Raw genomic sequence first — 23,148 nt, forward strand, 5'->3', positions numbered from 1 at the left:
ACCCATCGATATAGAGTTTTACATTACTTCGCATGTTATGACTTTAGATTTTAATGAGTTGTGTGTTTAAAACATATAATGAGGTAAATATAACACAAATGAAATTACTTTGCTTATAGATATTTATATAATTGTTACGGTTTTACCACAAAATTTACTTTGTAAGTAATTGTTTAATAGGGTTTTGTGACATACTTTATTGAACACTCCCAACAATAAGTAGGTTTACCCCTTATCAAGACCCTTTGAGGGGTCATGCTGAGGGTTCGAAGGATCATCAAAGTGGTGCTAACTACCTGTTTAGGTAGTTCGAAGCGTGGCTGAGGTGATTCGAACCACCTATATAGGTGGTTCGAGTTGATAATTTATCAACTCAAAGGGTCAGCATATCAGATTGAGTCGATAATGTATCAGCTCAAAGGGTCAACATATCAACTCGAATTGATAATTTATCGGCTCGAAGGGTCAACATATCAACTCGAAGCGATACTTTATCAGCTCGAACCACCTCGGGATCAGCTCGAACCCTCCCAATAAGGGGGTACCCCCTTATTGGGAGGGGGGCAAGGTGGTTTATTTATAGTTTCAAGGTGGTTGGTGAATAGTTTAACAGTGAGAAAATTTTGATGTTTAGTATTGGATATTCAATATCACTTTAAAGTTTTATATTTTAGTATTGACCTTTGTTTTGTTATTTAAGCGTTTGTTGGTTAGTTTTTTAAGATGTTTTTTTTTTTTTTTTTTTTTCTTAATTTTATTATATCTGATAAATGAGTCCAAATTACAATCGGAACTATTGTAGCTGGTAGAAGAACAAATGGAAAATAATTTATTCCACGATTTGGCTGTTCAAATCCGAATTGTTGAAATGGAAATTTGGCTGATAGTATTCCATTGATTAAAATAAAGAGCACAAGAGCCAATTCAACTATATTCCACCCTAATAAAAGTTGCTTGCTGATTTTATTTTTCAAGAATGACCACCCAATTACTGGAGCTGTTATACCCATTAAAATATCGTAATCATCGTATCGAGAATTAGTAAAATAATGTATATAAGGTGCTTATGTATGTATATTGCAAGTTTTGATATTTTTGAATTTGAAAATTCATCAAAGAGTATTTGGACTATAGTAAGAAATGTTTTGCAGATCTATTGGTTGTTAGTAAAAAAGCTTTTAATGTTCAGTATTTAGAATTCAATATTACTTTAAAATTTTATGTTTTTTTGTTTTATATTAAGAATTTATAAAAGGTGAGTTTAATCCAGCGATTCGCACATAAGTATTTCAAGGCAAGTCATAGTATTTCCTTTTTCAAGATATTTTTTTGCTAATAGGTGCAGTTTTTTAAGTCTATCATTTTTACTGGACTGTTGTATTATAGCCTGTATTTCTTTTGTCTTGATACGTTTTTGTATAGCATTTGTATTAGGTAGTTTTTCTACATTACCTAATCTCCCTAAATTATTGCCTGTAAGGATAGTACTATTTTGTATCATTGAAGGAAGCTGATCTATACCAATCCCTATATTTCTGATTGGTTTGGGAATTTCAAAGATAGAATCCTTAATTATACGACTATACCAGTTTTCACCCATTCTGGCAATAGAATCAAATCTCAAAGGGTCAATCTTACCATTTTGATCTAGAACATCTAGTTTTATATGAATTTTTACTACTTTGGCAATTATAAGGTGACCAGCTCCTCCTTCTTTACCTAAAGGAATCGTGTGATTTACTTTGCACTCAAAAGAAGCTGGGCATTCTTTAATTCTTGGAGGAGCTACGATATCTGAAGCTACAGAGGTTACTCCTGATTTTATAAATTCATTAACTCCTTTAGGGTATTCTGTGCTTGATAATGAGAGTTGTTCTACCAAATCATAATTAGGAATATTGATTACTGCTTCTGGGTGTTCAATAATATTATGCAAGGTATGTTTTGTAGTATTATTTCTTACTCTTCTTGCGGAAGAAAATATGAGAATAGGAGGATTGGCACTGAATACATTAAAGAAACTAAAAGGGCTAAGATTGGGTGTGCCGTTTTTAGATATTGTACTAACCCATGCTATTGGTCTAGGAGCAATAATTCCTAAGAGATATTGGTGTATTTCTTTTACAGAAGATTCATCCACAGTAATTGATTTTATTGTAGTACCCATAAGTGCTTAGAATTTATATTGATGCTAATATTTTGGTTCTTACTTCTCCAAATCCTAGAGATACCCCTTCTTTCTCGCACTTACCTCTAAACACTATCGTATCATTGTCTTCTATAAAAGTTCTTGTAATTCCGTTTTTGAGACGTATTGGGTGTTTTCCTCCCCAAGTTAATTCCAACATTGAGCCATAAGAATTTTTATCCTGTCCGCTTATAGTACCTGACCCCATCATATCCCCAATATTGACATTACACCCATTGACTGTATGATGAGCAAGTTGTTGTGCCATATTCCAATACATATATTTGAAATTAGAAGAGGAAATTAATTGTTCTTCTTCATTATGAGGTTGTAAATAGACATCGAGTTTGATATCATAATTTTTATCTCCCTGAAACTTGAGGTAAGGCAAAACTTCTGGGTTTTGCTCAGGGCCTTTTGTTCTGAAAGGCTCTAGTGCTTCTGTTGTGATCACCCATGGAGATATAGACGAGGCAAAATTTTTGGACAGAAAAGGCCCTAGAGGAACATATTCCCATTTTTGAATATCTCTTGCAGACCAATCATTAAATAGTACCATTCCAAAAATATGATCTTCTGCATTTATAGTAGTAATACTTTCTCCCAGCGTAGTATTTTTACCAACAATAAATGCTGTTTCTAACTCAAAATCAAGACGTAGTGATGAACCATATATTGGAGAGGTATGATTGAGAGGTTTATACTGCCCTTTGGGTCTATAAACAGAATCTCCCGATACAATTATAGAGGAAGCTCTACCATGATATGCTACAGGAATATGTCGCCAATTGGGAAGTAATGCATTTTCTGGGTCTCTAAACATTTTACCTACATTGGTAGCATGCTCTATACTTGAGTAGAAGTCGGTATAATCCCTGATATCTACAGGTAAATGCATACTAGCATTTGCTTGAGCTACCAAAATAATATCTTTATTTTTTTTTAGTTTTGAATTTGGATCGGTTAAAGCCTTTATAAAATAACGTCGTATAAGAGACCATTTGTGTTTTCCTAGACTAATAAAGTTATTAAGGGAACTAGTATTAAAAGTTTCTTCATAAATAAGAAAATCATCAAAGAGGCCTAGCTCTGCGCATTTAAGCAAATCTATTATTTGATCTCCGATTGCAATGCCAACTCTTTTTCTTCTGTGTTCAGTAGAAAAGATACCAAATGGTAAATTATGAATTGTAAAATCAGTGTCTTTAGGAAGGTTTATCCAGGTTTTCATTATTTTGTTGTTGTTATGAAAAACTGGATAAAAGTTTAATAATTATTGTAGATCGTCTCCATTATCCTTTTAAGATGATTATAATCTTCACCATCTAGCCCTTTCCAGCCTGCTTTTCGATTTTCTAGTACGATAGGCAGGGCTTCTTCCAGTTTTTCTTTTCCTTTTTTGGTAATATAAATATTAAATTTTCTTCGGTCGTTTTTATCCAGTTCTCTGGTAATTAAGTTCTTTTTTTCAAGATTATTCGATAACCTTGTTATTGTAGGACTGTCTTTAAAAGTAATTTCGGCCAATTCCATAGGGTTGATTCCATCATTAGGAGCTAATCGATCCAATATGACAAATTGATCTACAGTAATACCAAGATTATGTGTTTTAAATCTATTTTCTAAATCTTTTTTAACTTTTCTAATAGTTCTATCGATAAAAACTCCATAACTGTTTTTTTGAATATAATCGCCCACAAGTTGTAATTTTAGTAATGCAATATACAACAAAAACAATGGATAATTTAGGGAGAAAATCTTTGATTAATGTAATTAGTCAAGCCAAGATCGATAGTAATTTTGATCAGCAATTTTTAAGGCTTCTTCTGTAACCATTAATGGCTTAAATGTATCAACCATAACAGCTAATTCTTCTGTTTTTACTTTTCCTATACTTCTCTCAGCTGCCCCAGGGTGAGGGCCATGTGGGATTCCTGCTGGATGAAGGGATATATAACCAGTATCAATATCATTTCTACTCATAAAATCACCATCGACATAATAAATTACTTCATCACTGTCTATATTACTATGATTATAAGGAGCAGGAATTGACTGGGGGTGGTAATCATATAATCGAGGGACAAAACTACAAATTACAAAAGTATCTGTTTCAAAAGTTTGATGCACAGGAGGTGGTTGATGAATACGTCCTGTTATGGGTTCAAAATCATGGATTGATAATGCATAAGGATAATTAAAACCATCATAACCTACCACATCAAATGGATGTGTAGCATATACAATATCAAAGATTTCATTTTGTTTCTTAATTTTTATTAAAAAATCTCCTTTCTGGTCATACGTTTCCAATTCTGTAGGTCTTCTTATATCACGCTCACAAAACGGAGAATGTTCTAGTAATTGTCCAAACCAATTTCGATACCGTTTTGGTGTATAAATGGGACTTTTGGATTCTACAATGAATAACCTATTATTTGAATCTTCAAAATGAAATTGATAGATAACTCCACGTGGAATTAGTAGATAATCGCCATAAGAAAAGGATAGATTACCAAGTTGGGTTTTTAGTATTCCTTTTCCTTTATGGATAAAAATAAGCTCATCAGCATCTGCATTTTTATAAAAATAGGATGTTGTAGATTCTTTGGGAGCTGATACGATAATATTGCAATCCGAATTTGTGAGTAATACAATACGACTTTCTAGGTAATCATCTACTTGAGGAGCTTGAAACCCTTTAAGTAAATAGGATTTAATGTTATTTTCCTTAGCTATTTTAGGAATAACGCTTCTTTTGTTTTGTATTGCTTTTACCTGAGTAGGTCTGTGCTCATGGTATAAATTTGACGACATCCCATCAAAACCAACAGTTCCAAAAAGTTGTTCAGCATATAATTTACCGTTCTCTTTATAAAATTGAGTATGTCGTTTATTCGGAATTTCTCCTAGTTTATGATAAAATGGCATAACATTAATTGTTTTAAAAATTAGTTACTTTTTCTATTCAAAAGCCCACATCTCACTATCTAGAAGTCCTTTGCCGTTACCTTGTCTTGCGATAGCTTCTTGTAAATTTTTAGAATTGGTAGTAGCTTCTATAAGTGGATACATAAATCTCCTTGGGATTACTCCAGATGGGTCAAATTCATTAGATCCGTTGGGGTTTGGAGTTAAATTAGGATATCCAGTTCTTCTGTAATCTGTCCATGATTCGATAGAACCCTGCCAGAATAATGCAATATGTTTTTCTTCTATAATTTTTTCTAGACGTTCTTCTTCTGTACTTAGTCCTGTAAAAGTTACGTTGATATCCAGATAGTTTTGGATATCAGCAGTTGCTTCGATCCCCAGCTGTTCCATATTTGCTCGTACTGCATTTTGCAGTGTTGTTTCAGCTCCAAAAGAATCTCCTGATCTTAGTTTTACTTCTGCTTCTAGAAATTTAACCTCTGTATAAGATATTAAAGACAATGGACTGTCAAAATTACTCCAAAACAAACTGGTAGCTCCTCCTGCATCAAATATGGGATAACTACTACCATCTACTATAAAATAAGAATTAAACCTTGGGTCTGATTTCATCAACATGTTTTCTGCCAAAGAGAGATTACCTGTTAATCTACCTTGACTTATGTTGAAAGTAGTTAAGGGGTTTCCATCGGTGATTGATAGGCCGTAAGGGAATGTAGGTTGGTCTTCTAAGGAACTAATGACTGGTTTGTTGAACAATTCTGTAGCTTTATTGGTAGCCAAAGGGTCTCGTTTTATTAAGTGCATTAAATATCTAACTTTTAGAGATCGTGCTGTTTTTATCCATAGGTTTGTATCTCCCCCAAAAAATAAATCATTATTCCCTATCGAAGCAACTCCAGAAGGCTGTGTTAAATTTACAATAGCAGTATTTAGTAATTCTTGAATAGTATTATAGATACTTTCTTGGGTATCATAAGAAGGTTGTAAAATTTCTTCTCCCATAAAAGCATCAGAATATGGGATATCACCCCATAATGTAGTAGCAACTCCAAGACTATATGCCATTAGAACTCTTCCAATTCCTGCTATATGAGGTTGATTATTTTTGTCAGCTTTAGAAATAATCAAATCACAATCTTTTAATACTCCTGCAAAGTACCCGTCGCTCCAAGCATTATTAAGGTCCGATGGAGGAAAGTTATATCTCTCTTGGTCATCTTCTTGTAAGCTTATCCCATTCATATGTTGTACAAAAATGGCTGCTGCTCTATTGCTAACTGTATTTATGTTAAACATTGTTTGTGCTTGAGCTACGGGTATTATTTCAACCGCCTCTACATCAAGTAATCTTCGAGGGTCTTTATTAGTGTCTTCTAAATCACAACTTATTAGTAAACACAAGACTAATATCAAACTGATTTTTTTCATGATTCTTCTATTAAAAATTAATATTAAAATTCACTCCAATACTCTTTGTATTAGGCGCATTTAAATAATCAATACCTAGTGCATTTGTTTGACTGGCTTGTAAGGTTTCGGGATCAATACCATCGTAATTGGTAAATAACAGTAAGTTTCTGCCGACTACAGAGATGCTGAATTCATCAATTAGTTCATTAAACCATTTAGAAGGCAGATTGTATGTCAAAGCAATCTCCCGTAACCTAAACCAATTTACTTCCTGTATTTGTTCTTCTGCGATACCAATAAGTCCATATCTAAACCACCTGTTTGCAGCAAAACCTTGTCCTTGAGGCATAAAATCTACTGGAACAGTATTGGTCTCTCCTGATGTATTTACTCCTTCAAAAACATAATCCTGAGTGTCTCTGGCTTCAGTATCTCTTCCTACACCAAAAGCATTTAATATTGCTCTTGTACCATTATACATGTCACCTCCTTTTCTAATATCCCATAAGAATGTGAAATTCAGATTTTTATAGCGTAAAGTGTTTCGTATTCCTGCTAACCAATCAGGGTTAGGGTCTCCAATTATTCCATCACCATTTACAGTATCTCTTAATGGCCATCCATCATCGCCAATTACTGTTCTTCCTTGATCGTCTTTTAGAAATCTAGAACCAAAAATTGATCCAAAAGGCTGTCCTACAGTAGCACTAGAAAATACCTGTCCTTGGATAGGAAAAGATAGCACTATATTGTCTAGCCCTTCTGGTAAAGATTCTACCAAAGATTTATTTTGACTAAAAGTTACATCCATATCCCATCCAAAGCTTTTGGTTTTGATCAAAGATGTATAAACTGCAAGTTCAAACCCTTTATTTGAGACTTGTCCAGCGTTTTGTATTTGACTTTTAAAACCTGTTCCTGGAGGTAAGCTTACATTTACTATTTGATCATCTGTCAATGAGTTATAGTAGGTAAAATCAATATTCAACCTATTATTAAATAGTTTCATATCGGTTCCGAATTCATAGGTTCTGGTAGATTCTGGTTTTATAGTATTATTACCCAAAATCGTATTTCTTTCTATACCGTTCACTCCATACAAAGGGAAGTTTTGATTAGCAACTGCCAAATCTCCTGAGACTATTCCTTGATCAAAATAGGTAGAGGTAGCATAAACAGGAGCATCATTACCAACAATTCCGTAAGAAGCTCTCAACTTAATAGCATTAATTTTTTCTGAGTCTATATCAAAACCTTCGATGATGTTAAATCCAATACTTGCAGCTGGATAAAATAATGAATTATTGTTTTGTGGTAGAGTAGATGACCAGTCATTACGACCAGATAGATTTAAGAATAAGTAATCCCCAAAATTCAGTTTCAAATCCATAAAAACTCCATATAGTTTTTTTCTTTGTTCTAAATCCCATGTTTGTGAAATAGTAGAAGCATTAGATAATGAGATAAGCCCAGCAGAGCCCAAAGGTTTACCTTCTGCGCCTTGAATAGTTGCTTTTTTATTGTAAAAGTTATGACCTACGATCAGGTTCATTATCAGTTTATCTGATAATTGGTTATTATAAGTAACTAATAAATCAGAATTGATTTCTGTTGAGTTGATATCAATTTTACGAATAGATCCTAAAAAACCTCCTGCATTTGCACCAATATCATAAAATTGTAATTGTTGATCTGTGTAATGGTCTCCTCCTAATTTGTAACTAACCGTAAGGTTTTTGTCAATTTTAAATTCGGGATTAACATATCCTATTATTCGATTTACATTATCAGAGTTTTTATTTTTGGCAATATTAAAATACGGATTGTCAAACTCCTGAGCTCTTCTTCCTCCATTTGGTAAGGTATAAGTGTTGGGGTCTCTCCATGCATTTCCTCCATTTAATCCATTAGCAGGGTCAAAACTTGTGGCATTAAAATATAATCCTATTCCAATACCAGAACGATTTTGCCCTCGTAACGCCTTATTGTCTGAACCAGAATTAATGTAAGCTAAAGAAGAATTAAGTTTTAATTTTTCTGAGATATGTAAACTGTGATTTATTCTCATTGATGTTCTCGAAAAATCAGTATTTCTTTGGACTCCAGTTTGTTCTAATTTGGCCAAAGAAAGGTAATAGGTAGATTTTTCTGTTCCTCCAGATATTGAAATATGATTATCTAGGCTAATCCCATTCTGAAAAAAGTTGTCATATAGATTATCTACTGGAGAGACAGGAGTACCATTTCCTTCTCCAAGAGCTACAATAAAACCATTTCTATCATAAGGGTTGTTTCCTCCATCATACTCTAGGCTAGAGAATGGTGCTCCCCAAGAAAAAGGAGGGCCAGTAAGAAAAGTATTTGCAAATCCATAGGTAAAATCACCTGTAGTAATAGCATCAGGAAGTGCAGTTCCTGCAGGAGCATAAGTTCCTTTTGCATATCTGTTTTGGCGCTCAGGAACATCGGTTACTGTACTTACATTAATTGAACTTTTAATATTCACTTTCAAATCTTTATTTCTTTTCCCTTTCTTAGTATTAATGATTATAGCACCATTTGCAGCTCGAATACCATATAATACCGTTGATGCTGGACCTTTAAGAATTGTTAAAGATTCTATATCATGAGGATTTATGTCAATAGCTCTGTTTGCTTGTGCTACTCCACCAATACTTTCTCGATCATTACCAAACTTAAACTGATCATTACTGATAGGTACTCCATCAATTATATATAATGGTGTATTTGTACCACTAATAGAGGTGTTACCTCGGATAATTATGTTAGTTGCTGCTCCAGGATCTCCTTGTGATGAAGATACTTGTACTCCTGCTATTTTTCCGCTCAAGCTTCCAGATATACTTACTTCTCCTGTTTTTTGTATATCACTTGATTTTATATTAGTAATAGAATAGCCTAGTTCTTTTTTATTAGATTCTATTCCAGCTGCTGTTACAACCACTTCTTCTAAAGATTCAGAGTCAGATTGCATCTGAACTTTTAAATTGTTTTGTACAGAGAATACTTTGGTCTTAAATCCAATATAACTAAAAGATATTTCTTTTATTTCATCTGGAATAGTGAGTTCATAATTACCATCAAAATCTGTGGTGGTTCCATGTTGTGTTCCAATTAATAGTACATTGACTCCAAAAAGAGGAATTCCTTGGTCATCAATAACTGATCCCGTAATTTTTTGCTGTGCATAAGAGTAAGAGGATATACTCATTATGACAATAAATAGAATTTTTGTTTTCATGTCATTTAATATTAAAACATTTGTTTAGTGGTTGAGAGGCTTATTAGTTCCCTTTGGATATCTCATATCTTCAACAAGGAGTTGTATTTCTTGAGAAGGAGGGGGGAAAAAACGAACGACACTCAAGGCTACTATAAAGTTGAGAGTCATCCCAACAATCCCAATTCCTTGAGGTGAAATGCCAAATAAATAAGTCTCTGGATCGGCATCTAGGAATTTAAAATAAATTATATAAGAAACTGAAAAAATCATACCAGTAAGCATTCCAGCAATAGCCCCTTGGCTATTCATTTTTTTATAAAATATGCCTAGAAAGATAATGGGGAAAAAAGCAGAAGCAGCAATACTAAAAGCGAGTGTAGTAGTTTCTGCAACAAAGCTTGGAGGATATATACCAAAATAAATTCCAACTCCGATAGAAAAAGCAGATGCTATTCTTGCAATCATAAGCTCTTGTTGTTCACTCAACTTATGATTGATCTGCTTTTTGAATAAATCATGAGCAATTGATGTTGAAATTACTAAAAGTAATCCTGCAGCAGTAGAAAGTGCGGCTGCTAAACCTCCTGAGGCAACAAGGGCAATTACCCAATTAGGAAGTTTTGCCATTTCAGAAGTAGCAAGAAATATAATATCACTGTCTACAAAAAGTTCATTATTGTTAGAGTTTGTGTATTGAATTATTCCATCTTGGTTTAGATCTGTAAATGTAATAAGACCTATTTCTTCCCAAGTTTTGAACCATGATGGCATATCTATATAGTGTTGATTACTCACTGTTTCAATAAGAATGTATTTTGAAAAAGCTCCAATAGCAGGGATTGCTAAAAACATTAAGGCTATAAAAAAAAGAGCATATCCTCCTGATTTTCGAGCATCACTAACCTTGGGTACTGTGAAAAAACGAACAATTACATGAGGTAAACCAGCTGTTCCTATCATCATTGTTGCAATAATGGCAAACATTTCTATTTTGCTTTTTCCTCCAGTTGTATATTCACTAAACCCTAATTCTTGATGTAACCCATCTAGTTTATCTAATAGATATACACCAGAACCATCATTGAGTGTGCTACCTAATCCAAACGAAGGTATCATTTGATTTGTAAGCATGATAGAAATGAATATACAAGGAGTAATGAATGCAGTTAGAAGTACTATGTACTGTGCTATTTGAGTATATGTAATTCCTTTCATACCCCCCAATACAGCATAAAAGAAAACAATAGCAGCCCCAATAAATACGCCTGTATTTATATTTACTTCAAGGAATCTAGAAAAAACAATCCCAACTCCTCTCATCTGTCCTGCCAAGTATGTAAAAGAAATAAATAGTGCACAGATGACAGCTATAAAACGAGCTTTGTTTGAATAATAACGATCTCCTACAAAATCTGGAACTGTATATTTACCAAATTTTCTCAGATATGGAGCAATAAGAAGTGATAAAACAACAAAGCCTCCAGTAGCTCCTAAAAGATATACACTTCCTCCGTATCCAAAAAAACCAATTAATCCAGGTAGAGAAATAAAAGCAGAAGCCGACATCCAGTCTGCCGCAGTAGCCATTCCGTTTAATATAGGATGTACTCCGCTATTGGCTACATAATAATCTTTTGTTGATTTTGCCCTAGTACGTATTGCGATAAAAATATAGATAGCAAAAGTAAGGGCAACAAATAAATAGGTATATGTAATTACATTCATAAAATATTGATTTCTTATTAACCTTAAAATAGATTAGTCATTAACATCGTATTTTTTATCTAGTTTGTTTATAAGGTATATGTAGATTATGATGATAAGTAGAAAAGATATGATTGATCCTTGTTGAGCAAACCAAAAACCAAGTTTAAAACCTTTTATCTTAATTGTATTTAATGATTCTACAAAAAAAACAGGAATGACAAAAGAAACTATTGCCCATGCAATTAACAATATGGTTAGGTATTTTATGTTTTCTTTCCAGTATTTTTGATTATTTGATAACATATTGGTTTAAATTATGAAGCAATGATAAATATAATTATTTTCAAATGCAACTATTTTATTTGAAAATATTTTATTTGAAAATATTTTTTGTAAAAATAATTTAAAAGTGTAATGCCTTGAAATATATGTTGATATAAAATTAAAGGCTAAGGTTTATAGGGGGTAAGGAAGAAAAGAAAAAGAATAGTGTAATAGAGGAAAGAAAAATACCTTAAAAGTTAAAACCTGGGAATAAAACTTAATGTTTATAAATTGGTAGTGAGTAGTGAGTAGTGAGTAGTGAGAAAATTTACTGTCAAGCGATTATTTTTTTTAGGGGTGTACATAAAGAAAACCTCTGGAGAGAGACTTAAAGTGAATTGTTGTGTAATAATTTATGGATTGCTTTGCACAAAGAGTGAGAGCACTGTTTGTGACAGACTTTTCTAATTGCCTTTAGTTTCTATTATTTGAACATCACTTTGTTTTAAAACTACCCGATTATTTTCTTTATCAATTAAGTACTCTGAACTTTGATCATCAGCTTTAGCAACACCATTTATAAATCTTTTAGCATTTCTATAGATAGGTTTTATTTTTATATTTCCATCTAAAGCGTAGCTATAGCAAAGACAAAATATTTGATCAAAGGAATTTACGAAGTATTATGTTGATTTGTTTTTCAAAGCTAAGAAAATTTCCATTTCTATCCAGAGGGATAAGGAAGTAATAATGTTTTATGTTTGTTCTTTAGCTTTAATATAAGGCTTTTCAAAATATCGATTTAATATCGTAATGAAGAAATTTTCCGTTCTGGAATTTAATATTCTTCCTTTTTTTAGAATAAAACACTGTTATTTTTTATAAGAACTACTATGGGAAATTATCGTAAAAATTAAAACGTATTATCTACTTGGTGTTGTTTTAAATATAAGGTAACTCCCATTTCTTTGGCTTCTTTTTTAAATATTCCAGGAGTTTTCTCAAAATGTTTTTTAAAACATTTTGAGAAATATTTAGGATCATTAAATCCTGTCATAAAAGAAGCTTCGGATATATTATATCCATATTGGGTAATTAAAATAGCGGCCTTTTTTAATCGGAGCAAACGTACAAAATCTACTAGGCTATGTCCTGTAAGAGCTTGGCATTTGCGATATAAACTAGAGTATCCCATATGTAAGGATTCTGCCAGCTCTTCCATCTTAAAATCAGCATCACCCAATCTAGCATTTATATGTGTCATAAGGTTTTCTAGAAAAATCTCATCCAAAGATTTTTCTACAATTACCTTGGGACGACTTATGATCTCTTTTCTATATTTTGAAATGATATGTTCTCTTGATAACAGGATGTTTTTTACTTTTAGTAATAGTTCATTAGTATTAAAAGGTTTATTGATGTATTCTATTGCTCCCGATTTTAATCCAGAAATTTTGGCATTGGTAGAGTTTTTTGCTGTGAGTAGAACAACAGGAATATGCATGACCATAGGATCTTTTTGGATTTTTTTGCACATTTGGATTCCATCTAGCTTTGGCATCATAATATCGCTGAGAATAAGGTCAGGAATATTGGTTTTGGCATAGCAATAGCCTTCTTCGCCATTTTCTGCCAGAATAATATTATAGTCATTACACAAAAGTTCTTTTAATAAAGATTGCAAATCATAATTATCTTCTACAACAAGAATAGTTTGCTTTGAGGGATCTACTTTTTCTTTACTATTAGACGTTTGCTCTTCAATACAGGTATGAGTAGCAACCTCTTCTGTCTCGTGTATTGTAATTCTTTCTGAATCACTATACGCATCTTCTGTAATAGGAAATTTGATCGTAAATGTCGTACCCTCTGTAGGATTAGAATCAACCTTAATTTTACCTTTATGCAGGTTCATCAATTCTTTGGTGAGTGCTAATCCAATACCAGTACCTTTATTTTTTTTACCAATATTAGATTGATAAAATAGCTTAAAAATATGTTTCAATTCTTTATCGGGAATTCCAGGCCCAGAATCTATAACAGATAGTTTTATTTTTTTCTTACTATTGACTGGCACAATGTTTAAAAAGATATTCCCCTCTTTGGGAGTAAACTTAAAAGCATTAGAAAGTAAATTATAGATCACATGCTCTAATTTCTCTTTATCATACCATGCCACTGGTAAATTTTTGGGACAATTGATGACAAAATCAATTTTTCTTTTTCTTGCCAGTTCCTTAAATGATAACGAGATGGTATGTATATCTCTATGCAAATCATTTTTGGTGACTGTAAGTCTTAGGGTTTCTAATTCTTTATTTCTTACCAATGTTAATTCTCGTGCAATTCTAGAAAGGCGTTTAGTATTGTATGATATAATATTCAAGCGTTGTTTTAATAATAGGTTGCCGTTTTTCTCTGCCTTTTTTAGCATGTCATCTATGGGGCCTAAGATTAAGGTGAGAGGAGTTTGAATCTCATGTGACATTTTTGCAAAGAAATTCATCTTTAAATCATGTAGTTCATTTTCTTTTTTATGATTGATTTTTTCTAGAAACAATTTCTTTTTTAGTACATACCACCTTCTTACCCCGTATGCCATAAGTGCGAGTATGGCTAAATAAAAAATATATGCCAGAGGAGTGTTCCATAGTGGTTGGTGTATTTGAATAGCGATACTTTTTTGTGGAAGGTTCCAGACTCCTTTTTTTGTACCTGTTTTTACCTCAAATGTATACTCTCCAGGAGGGATATTTGTATACGTAGCCAAGCGTTCGGATTGACTGGTAATCCAATCTTCATCAAACCCCTTAAGTCGATATGCATAATAATAACTAGGGTTTAGTATATTATCGATAGCATAAAACCTAAAGGAGAAATAGGATTGATCATGCTCTAATTCTAGAGAGTTAACATCAGATATCTCAGTCTTTACCATAGATGGTAATAAGGAATATACTGGTTGATTTAGTATCTCTACACTATTGATATACAATCGTGGATTGGCAACCTTTTCTTTTATTTTTTTGGGATCAAAACTATTGATCCCCTTGACTCCTCCAAAATATAAATGCCCTTGAGGATCTTTAAATTTACTTCTGGCTAGAAACATATTATCTTGAAAACCATCTGTATCATAATAGGTTTTTATAGACTTGTTTTTAATATCCAGATGGTTGATACCATTATTTTTAGAACTGAGCCATAAACCACCTTCATTATCCTTGAGAATAGCATGAAATATTTTTCCTTTGATAGACGCTATATCTTCAAATGTAGTATAGGTCGTATTACTGATATTAAATCTCAATAATTTACCAAGCTCATTAATCAACCATATATCATCTACGTCACCTAGCACCATTGATTTAACTGCATGAATCTGGCCTTTTGAATTTTTGTTTTTTGGTGAATAATCAATAAATGTAGAAAGACCGAGAGTAGTAACATCTTCATCAAACTGAAGCAAGCCTGCGTTATATTGTCCTAGCCAAATTGTACCAGTGTTATCCTCAAGAATACTTTCTGTGTTGCTCCCTTTTAATCCATTAGTATTATGATCAAAAATAGCAATAGGTTTTAAATTTGGAGCGTATAGATTGATCGATAGATTTGATCCTGCCCAAATACGACCCTTAGAGTCACAAAAAACAGTACGTACATCTTTGGCTTCTTGTTGATTAGAGTTGTATACATTTACTTTTTGAAAAGTATTATTGACAGTACTATAACACCACAAACCATTTTTATAGGTGCCGAACCAAATATTTGATTGCTTATCTTCTGTAATAGATTGAATATAAAACCCTTTATTTAATGGTAAATCATTAAAATATTGTGTTTCATGCATAGTACCATCCTCATTATAAGTTATCCTAGTTAACCCAGAACCATCTGTTCCTACCCATAAAACACCTTTAGAGCTTTTGAAAATACTCAATACTCTAAGTGGGGTATTATTTTCTGAGCCTTCATGATATTTGATATCATTATTACTATTAGGAAGAATATTAAGTCCCCCATAATTAGTAGTTATCCATATATTACCATGATTATCCTCATTTACATCCAGAATAGTATTACTGCTTAAAGAAAACTCATTTGAATACTGTCGTGTAAACAAATCGATCTCACCAGTAGTACTATTTATTTTGTACAATCCACCACCATCAGTTCCTCCCCATATATATCCATCCTTACTGCAAAATAGGGTAAGAAACATTTCTTTATTAATATTAAACCGTTCCCGTTCAAAAAAAGAATCCTGAATAAATCGTTCTTGTATGGGGTCATAAACAAACAATCCATATGTTTCTGTACCTATCCATAGTTTATTATTGTTGTCTGTAGTAAGAATAATACTACTAGGGTAATTAGAGAATGCACCTACTAGTTCGGTTATCTGTTCCGATATTAGTGAGTACTTATAGATAGCACCCTTACTAGTGCTCATATAAATATCTGATGCGTTTATAACCTCTATATCCGTAATGTTTTTGATATCGGGTGCTATATCAGAGATATTGATAATATGATATAGTTTGGAGTTGGTGTATCTGTATATGCTTCCCTGTTTCGAGCTTAACCAAACATTATTCTCTTTTACAACAATAGAATTTATAATTTCATTTTCTGGCAACGAAGGAGTAATATCTTCAAACTGCTCAGAATTTGCCGTATACTTTGATAGCAAACCAGACCGTGATATGATCCAAATATTCTTATCGTAATCAACCAGTAGATTGTTTATAAAATCATCATGCTCAATATCAGGAAAAATGACTCTGTCATTAATCAACTTATAGTCATAACCATTATAGACTAATATTCCATTATCACACAACATCCATATAGTACCCAATGCATCCTGAATTGTTTTGGTAGGAAGCACAAACCTATTATCGTTGACAGGCGATAAATGCTTGAAATTTGTATGATTTTGACTATACAAAAAAGAAAAACACCCTATAAAGATGGTCAATAAATAAAACTTCTTTGATTTGAACATAAAAATGACTTTTTTTAATTCGTAAGCCTTCTTTTTCAACTACATCGATTCATTTGTATCTCACTTATTTGCCATAATATCAATGATGAACGATATAAACAAAATAAGAATATATATTCTTTGATAAATATTTTAACAGAGAAGATAAATTATTGTGTGAAATAATGTTAAAGATATTAATAAATTTTACAAAAAAAAGGGACTATAGATTGGAAAGCAATGCAATGTAGTAGTCTAATTCGTCAAAAAGGTGGACAAAATAAGCGTAGGTAGATTCAAATATCAAATAACCCTCCTAATTGCTCAAAATATCATCTTTTTTACAAAATGTAACCGTCATATTTGAATTCCAGTAGTTTAATATTAAAAGAACATACATGAATTCCAGACGAAATTTTGTTAAAAAAACAGCTCTTGCCAGCGCAGGAGTATCTCTACTTTCTAATTTATCTTTTGGTAGGATAATGAACTCTTCCGATAAGAAGCTTAAACTTGCTTTTATAGGAGTTGGATTAAGAGGGATGAATCATTTTAACAATGCTATCAATAGAAAAGATGTTGATATAACAGCTGTTTGTGATATCGACCCTGAGCGAATCAAAGTAGCATTAAAAAAAATAGAAGAAGCTGGTTTTTCTAAACCAAAGGTATTTGGAAAAAATGAGCATGATTATAAAAACTTACTTGCATTAAGCGATGTCGATGCGGTCATCATATCCACCCCATGGTTATGGCATACCAAAATGGCTGTAGATACAATGAAAGCTGGTAAATATACAGGACTAGAAGTATCTGCTGCCAATACAATAGAAGAATGCTGGGATTTGGTAAATACGCATGAAGCCACTGGGTCTCATTTGATGATCCTAGAAAATGTAAACTACCGCAGAGATATACTTGCTGTTTTAAATATGGTAAAGCAAAATGTATTTGGCGAACTAGTACATTTTAGGTGTGGTTATCAGCATGATCTTCGTTTTGTAAAATTAAACGATGGCAAAACAGCCTATGGTAAAGGAGTAGAGTTTGGAGAAAAAGGAATCTCAGAATCCAAATGGAGAACTCAACATTCTGTTTTAAGGAATGGAGATGTATATCCTACTCACGGTGTTGGTCCTGTTGCTACAATGTGTGATATAAACAGAGGAAATCGTTTTGTTTCGTTAAGCTCAAATGCCTCCAAAGCCATAGGGTTGCATAATTATATAGTAAAACATGGCGGTAAAGAACATCCAAACGCAAAAGTAAAATTCAAACAAGGAGATGTTATTACCACTACTATAGAAACCGCCAAAGGCGAGACCATTATTGTAACACATGATTGTAATTTGCCCAGACCCTACTCATTAGGGTTTAGAGTACAAGGAGCCAATGGATTATGGGAAGTAGACGGAAACCGTATATATATAGAGGGGCAATCAAAACCACATCAATGGGATGCAGCAGATGAATGGCTAAAAAAATATGACCATCCTTTATGGAAAAAATATGGAGATTTTGCTATGGGTGCAGGGCATGGAGGAATGGATTTCTTTGTTCTTAATGCATTTGTAGAAGCAGCAAAAGAAAATATAGCTCCGCCCCTTGATGTGTATGATGCTGCCGCATGGAGTGCAATAACCCCTCTTTCTGAGCTATCAATAGAAAATAATGGAGAACCACAAGATTTCCCAGATTTCACCAGAGGTATGTGGGTAAAACGTACCCCTCATGACTGGATGAATAATAAGTACTAAATAACTAAATCACATTACTATATGGAAAAACTAAGGACCCTTTTATTGATCTTTATGTGTGCAATTACAAGCACCATAATAGCTCAAAAGAAAACAATAACAGGAACTGTCTATGACAAATCCGATATGCCTATCGTTGGCGCTTCCATCATAATTAAAGGTACAACTGAAGGAGTTTCTTCAGATTTTGATGGAAACTATACCATAGAAGCTAGTGAAACAGATATTCTTGAAATATCATACATGGGATATCTTACCCAAGAAATAAATGTTGGCAGTCAAACAAAAATAAATGCTGTATTACAAGAGGATATAAGTATGTTGGACGAAATTATTGTAGTAGCCTATGGGACACAAAAGAAAGAAACCATTACCTCGTCAATAGTAAACATTAAATCAGAAGAACTAAAAGACATAACCACCCCAGATGTAACGACGATGCTACAAGGAAAAGTTGCGGGAGTACGTTTGGGAGCATCCAGTGGTAGTCCAGGGGCAATACCTAATATATTAATACGAGGAACCTCCTCTTTGGGAGGAAATATAACTCCTTTGTGGGTGGTAGATGGTGTTATACAGCCTAATGTACCCATAGTAAACCCCAATGATGTACAATCTATATCGATACTCAAAGATGCCTCTGCAACATCACTATATGGATCTCGGGGAGCAAATGGGGTTGTTATAGTAACTACAAAACGAGGAACTTCTGGTAAATCAGAAATAACTGTAAGTTCTAAAGCCGCTATAAATACCTTTAATACTGGGAAATTTGAGGTGATGAACTCTCAACAACTATATGAATATCATACTCAATTTGGAAATTCTCAAGATTGGTTTACCCCAGAATTGTTAAACAGAGATTATGACTGGTTAGGTAATGGAACTCAAGACGGTTTTGTAAAAGATGTAAACGTATCATTTACCTCAGGAACAGAAAAACTAAACCTCTATATCAATGGGGGCTATTATAATGAAACAGGAACCTTAAAAGGTAATGAGCTAGATAGATATACATACCGTATGAATTTGGATTATGATATTACAAAACGTTTAAAGCTAAGCCCTAAATTATCGTTTAGTTTTGATAATAGAGATAGAATTGCCCAAGCTCCTTTGTACCAATTATATCTTAATCTCCCTTGGGATAACCCATATAATGCAGAGGGACAACTAATCAATGCAGAAGAAGATTCTGATTGGTTGGGTAGAGATGAAGTTAATTACTTATATGATCAACAGTGGAATTATTCATCAAACGATATATTTAATCTGAGTTCTAACTTTGATTTTGAATATGAGATCGTACCTAACCTATTATTTAGATCTGTAAATAATTTTACTTATTACCGTTCAAAATCAAAAATATATGTGGACCCAAGGTCAATCGCAGGAGAAGCTACAAAGGGGAGGATTACCGATGATTTATCAGAGCGGTTTACTAAATTAACTACACAAACACTACAGTATTCTAAAACATTCGGGGAGCATTCTCTACTAGCTTTGGGAGGATATGAATATAACGATTATGTGTTTGAAAATGTAAATGTAACAGGTAATGGTATTATCGCAGGTACAGAAGTATTAAATGTTGCCAGTGAAGCTGGTGATATTGTTGGTAGTAAGAGTGACTATGCTTTGCAATCATTCTTTCTTGCAGCCGATTATGGATATAGTGACCGATATTTTCTAAAAGCATCTGTACGTAGAGATGGTGCATCCAATTTTGGATTGGATAATCAATATGGTAATTTCTTTGCCCTTGGTGCGGGGTGGAATATTCATAATGAAGCTTTCTTTAACAGTTCTGCCTTCAACGAACTTAAATTACGAGTAAGTTATGGGTCTGTAGGAAATAGACCATCATCTTTATATCCTTATCAAGGAACCTATCGATTGGATACCCACTATACAGGGACCCCTGGAGCTATCTTAAATCAATTAGGAAATCCTGATCTAAGCTGGGAAAAAACCTATGAAGCGAATATTGCACTAGATACTAGATTATTCAATAGAGTAAGTGCAACATTTGAGTATTATAATAAGGATACTTCTGATCTATTGTACTTTGTAAATTTACCAGATGTAACAGGGTATAGTGGATTTTGGGAAAATGTAGGAGGACTTACCAATAAAGGTTTTGAGGCCTCAGTCTCTATAGATGTCATAAAAAGTAGGAATTTTGACTGGGATCTCGGATTTAATATTGGAGTAAACAGAAATGAGATTACAGAGTTATTTGATGGGCAAACAGAAATCCCTAGAGACTCTAAAATTTTTAAGATAGGAGAAGATTCTAATGCATGGTATATAAGAAAATGGCTTGGCGTTGATCCCGATAATGGAGACCCGCTTTGGGAAGTAGTAGACCCAGATACAGGAGCGCGTACAGAAACCAATAATTGGAACGATGCAACCCTACAAGTAGTGGATACATCATCACCAGATTTTACAGGAGGCTTTGATTCTAGACTGAGTTACAAAAATGTATCACTTTCTGCTAATTTTAATTTTACCAAAGGAGGAAAACTATATAATAGTGCCAGAGAGCTATTTGACTCAGATGGATTCTATTTAGCATTTAACCAGCAAGTGCTAGCTGATGATTCGAACCGATGGGAAAAACCAGGAGACATAGCTACGCATCCATTGGCTATAGAAGGAGGTAATAACAATTCAAACAAACGTTCCTCTCGTTATTTGGAAGACGCAAGTTACCTGAGAATGGCAAATGTTACCTTATCATACAACTTACCACAAGATGTACTCAAAAAAATAGGTATAAGCAACCTTAATATATATGTCTCAGGAGATAATTTATTGACATTCACAAACTATAGTGGCGTAGATCCAGCAGTTACAGGTAACCCAAATGACCGTACAAATATTGGTTTATCAGGAAACCCAGGGATAACATATCCAATACCAAAACGATATGTGTTGGGTGTCAATTTATCATTTTAAAAATATTATAAAACTAATAGTATGAAAAAATTAATAATACTACTGCCAGTTTTTACATTGATACTTCATTCTTGTGATTTGGAAACAAATCCATATGAGGAGATTTCTGTAGAAGAACTGTTTTCTGATCCAGAATCAATAGAAACAGCTACAATTGGTAATTATGCATTGCTAAAAGGAGATAAAGGTTTTGATGGTTGGGTAGATGATCTGCATAGAATATCAGAGTATGGAGGAGATAACATCAGCCTTAGCGGGGGGACAACCGATCATTTGTTCTTTTTATATAATTACCAATCTATAAAAACGAATTCTCGAGTAGAGCGATTTTGGCGTAATTCTTATAAAATAGTAGTAGGATGTAATATAATTATAGAAAAAATTACAGAAGGAGAATCTGTTGAAACAGACCAATTATTGGGCGAAAATTATTATTTAAGAGCCCTTACCTATTTCCAAATGGGTAATGTATTTGGTAGGCCATATAATCAAGGAGCTTCTGGATTATCGGTTCCTCTAAAGCTTACATCTGATATAGAAGACAGACCAGATAGAAACACTATAGAAGAAGTATACACACAAGTCATCAAGGATTTAGAAAAAGCAGCATCTTTAATGACAGTAAATAAAGGAGCTTCTTTTGCTTCAAAAGAGGCAGCAGAAGCACTGTTGTCTAGAGTATATTTGTATAAAGAGGATAATATAAGAGCAGAAGAATATGCAAATAAGGTGATTCAATCAGGGAGCTATTCATTGCTTCCAACAAGTCAGTTTTCTAAAATGAATACTTTGAGGCCTGATGAGAATAACGAAGCTATTTTTGCAGTAACCTTAACCTCTGCATCTGATCTTTTAGGTAATTTTGATGACTGGTATACGATAGGATCTTTTTATGCCACTGTAGATGGTAATGGATGGGGAGAAATGTATGCTTCGAGAAGCTATTTAGACCTTATCGATAAAAACCCTGAAGATGCAAGGAAAGAATTTATAGAACCTCAATATGAAGAAGATGATAACGAAGAGAAAATACCTGCGGTTTATTGGATAAATGATGAATATACCTATGAGTTTAGAAATACAACTGAGAGTGGAGGAGTCGTTACTTTTGAAGAAGAAGGAACCACATATACAGTAGCTTCTGAAATGGTAGACGGCAGAACTGTATATTATTTTAATGGCCCAGACGGAAGGCAAGATGTTACCAAAGGGTTTGATCTCAAAAAGCGTAATGGACATCCAAAATTCTATATCCTCAAAGCTTCATTACAAGAAGATGATATACATATGTGGTCTCCTATGGTTTCTCGCCTATCTGAAATGTATCTGAATATTGCAGAATCACAGGCAAAGAGAGGAATGGATCAATTAGCACTAGATAATGTAAACATTATTAGAGAAAGAGCAGGTATTCCTACCTATGCATTGGCTGATATTCCCGCAGGAAAAACAATACTAGATATCGTTCTAGAAGAACGAAGATTAGAGTTTGCTTATGAAGGACACAGGAAATATGATGTATATAGAAATGGTCGTACTATGGATAGAAAATATCCAGGAACACATTTAAATGGTACGAATGCCTTTCTAGAAATCCCTGCTACGCATCCTAGAGTAGTAGAATATATCCCAGAACAACAGATTATTTTACAACCCTCGCTGATTCAAAATGATTAATATTTAATAACAT

Annotated in this window: 13 protein-coding genes; 3 read left to right on the forward strand and 10 right to left on the reverse strand. The window is 33.3% G+C overall.

All coding sequences use genetic code 11. The features are described 5' to 3' along the window. Nucleotides 1–710 precede the first annotated feature (710 nt). From DG508_RS20530 to DG508_RS20575, 10 genes are all read right to left on the reverse strand, one after another. Nucleotides 711–1,010, reverse strand: coding sequence for a hypothetical protein (locus DG508_RS20530; protein ID WP_108870254.1), 300 nt, complete (start codon nucleotides 1,008–1,010; stop codon nucleotides 711–713). A gap of 251 nt (nucleotides 1,011–1,261) precedes the next feature. Then, nucleotides 1,262–2,167 (reverse strand): flavin reductase family protein, encoded by a 906-nt coding sequence (locus tag DG508_RS20535; protein ID WP_108870256.1) that lies wholly within the window; start codon nucleotides 2,165–2,167, stop codon nucleotides 1,262–1,264. A 13-nt stretch (nucleotides 2,168–2,180) separates the two neighbouring features. Next, nucleotides 2,181–3,419, reverse strand: a complete 1,239-nt coding sequence (gene fahA / locus DG508_RS20540) for a fumarylacetoacetase (protein ID WP_108870258.1) — start codon at nucleotides 3,417–3,419, stop codon at nucleotides 2,181–2,183. A gap of 35 nt (nucleotides 3,420–3,454) precedes the next feature. Continuing rightward, nucleotides 3,455–3,886, reverse strand: a complete 432-nt coding sequence (locus DG508_RS20545) for a MarR family winged helix-turn-helix transcriptional regulator (protein ID WP_159090955.1) — start codon at nucleotides 3,884–3,886, stop codon at nucleotides 3,455–3,457. A 75-nt stretch (nucleotides 3,887–3,961) separates the two neighbouring features. Further along, nucleotides 3,962–5,119, reverse strand: a complete 1,158-nt coding sequence (locus DG508_RS20550; RefSeq protein WP_108870261.1) for a homogentisate 1,2-dioxygenase — start codon at nucleotides 5,117–5,119, stop codon at nucleotides 3,962–3,964. A gap of 33 nt (nucleotides 5,120–5,152) precedes the next feature. Then, complete coding sequence (locus tag DG508_RS20555) at nucleotides 5,153–6,553, reverse strand: SusD/RagB family nutrient-binding outer membrane lipoprotein (RefSeq protein ID WP_108870263.1); 1,401 nt, start codon at nucleotides 6,551–6,553, stop codon at nucleotides 5,153–5,155. A 10-nt stretch (nucleotides 6,554–6,563) separates the two neighbouring features. After that, the gene (locus tag DG508_RS20560; RefSeq protein ID WP_108870265.1) at nucleotides 6,564–9,797 is read right to left on the reverse strand and encodes a SusC/RagA family TonB-linked outer membrane protein; all 3,234 of its coding nucleotides are present in this window, start codon (nucleotides 9,795–9,797) and stop codon (nucleotides 6,564–6,566) included. A 24-nt stretch (nucleotides 9,798–9,821) separates the two neighbouring features. Continuing rightward, nucleotides 9,822–11,504, reverse strand: coding sequence for a sodium:solute symporter family protein (locus tag DG508_RS20565; RefSeq protein ID WP_108870267.1), 1,683 nt, complete (start codon nucleotides 11,502–11,504; stop codon nucleotides 9,822–9,824). A gap of 33 nt (nucleotides 11,505–11,537) precedes the next feature. Beyond that, nucleotides 11,538–11,789 (reverse strand): DUF4212 domain-containing protein, encoded by a 252-nt coding sequence (locus DG508_RS20570; protein ID WP_108870269.1) that lies wholly within the window; start codon nucleotides 11,787–11,789, stop codon nucleotides 11,538–11,540. An 874-nt stretch (nucleotides 11,790–12,663) separates the two neighbouring features. Continuing rightward, on the reverse strand, nucleotides 12,664–16,758 hold the full coding sequence (locus tag DG508_RS20575; RefSeq protein ID WP_108870271.1) for a hybrid sensor histidine kinase/response regulator transcription factor: 4,095 nt from the start codon (nucleotides 16,756–16,758) through the stop codon (nucleotides 12,664–12,666). A 377-nt stretch (nucleotides 16,759–17,135) separates the two neighbouring features. On the opposite strand from DG508_RS20575, the gene DG508_RS20580 reads away from it, so the two are divergent. Genes DG508_RS20580 through DG508_RS20590 form a run of 3 tightly spaced genes read left to right on the forward strand, consistent with a single transcriptional unit; the run spans nucleotide 17,136 to nucleotide 23,135 of the window. Then, the gene (locus DG508_RS20580) at nucleotides 17,136–18,494 is read left to right on the forward strand and encodes a Gfo/Idh/MocA family protein (RefSeq protein ID WP_108870273.1); all 1,359 of its coding nucleotides are present in this window, start codon (nucleotides 17,136–17,138) and stop codon (nucleotides 18,492–18,494) included. Between the two features lie 21 nt (nucleotides 18,495–18,515). Then, a complete protein-coding gene (locus DG508_RS20585) occupies nucleotides 18,516–21,458 on the forward strand; it encodes a SusC/RagA family TonB-linked outer membrane protein (RefSeq protein ID WP_108870275.1) in 2,943 nt (980 codons plus the stop codon). Nucleotides 21,459–21,479: 21 nt separating this feature from the next. Beyond that, on the forward strand, nucleotides 21,480–23,135 hold the full coding sequence (locus DG508_RS20590) for a RagB/SusD family nutrient uptake outer membrane protein (protein WP_108870277.1): 1,656 nt from the start codon (nucleotides 21,480–21,482) through the stop codon (nucleotides 23,133–23,135). Nucleotides 23,136–23,148: the final 13 nt, after the last annotated feature.

The sequence above is a fragment of the Aquimarina aquimarini genome, from assembly GCF_900299535.1.
GTDB lineage: Bacteria > Bacteroidota > Bacteroidia > Flavobacteriales > Flavobacteriaceae > Aquimarina > Aquimarina aquimarini.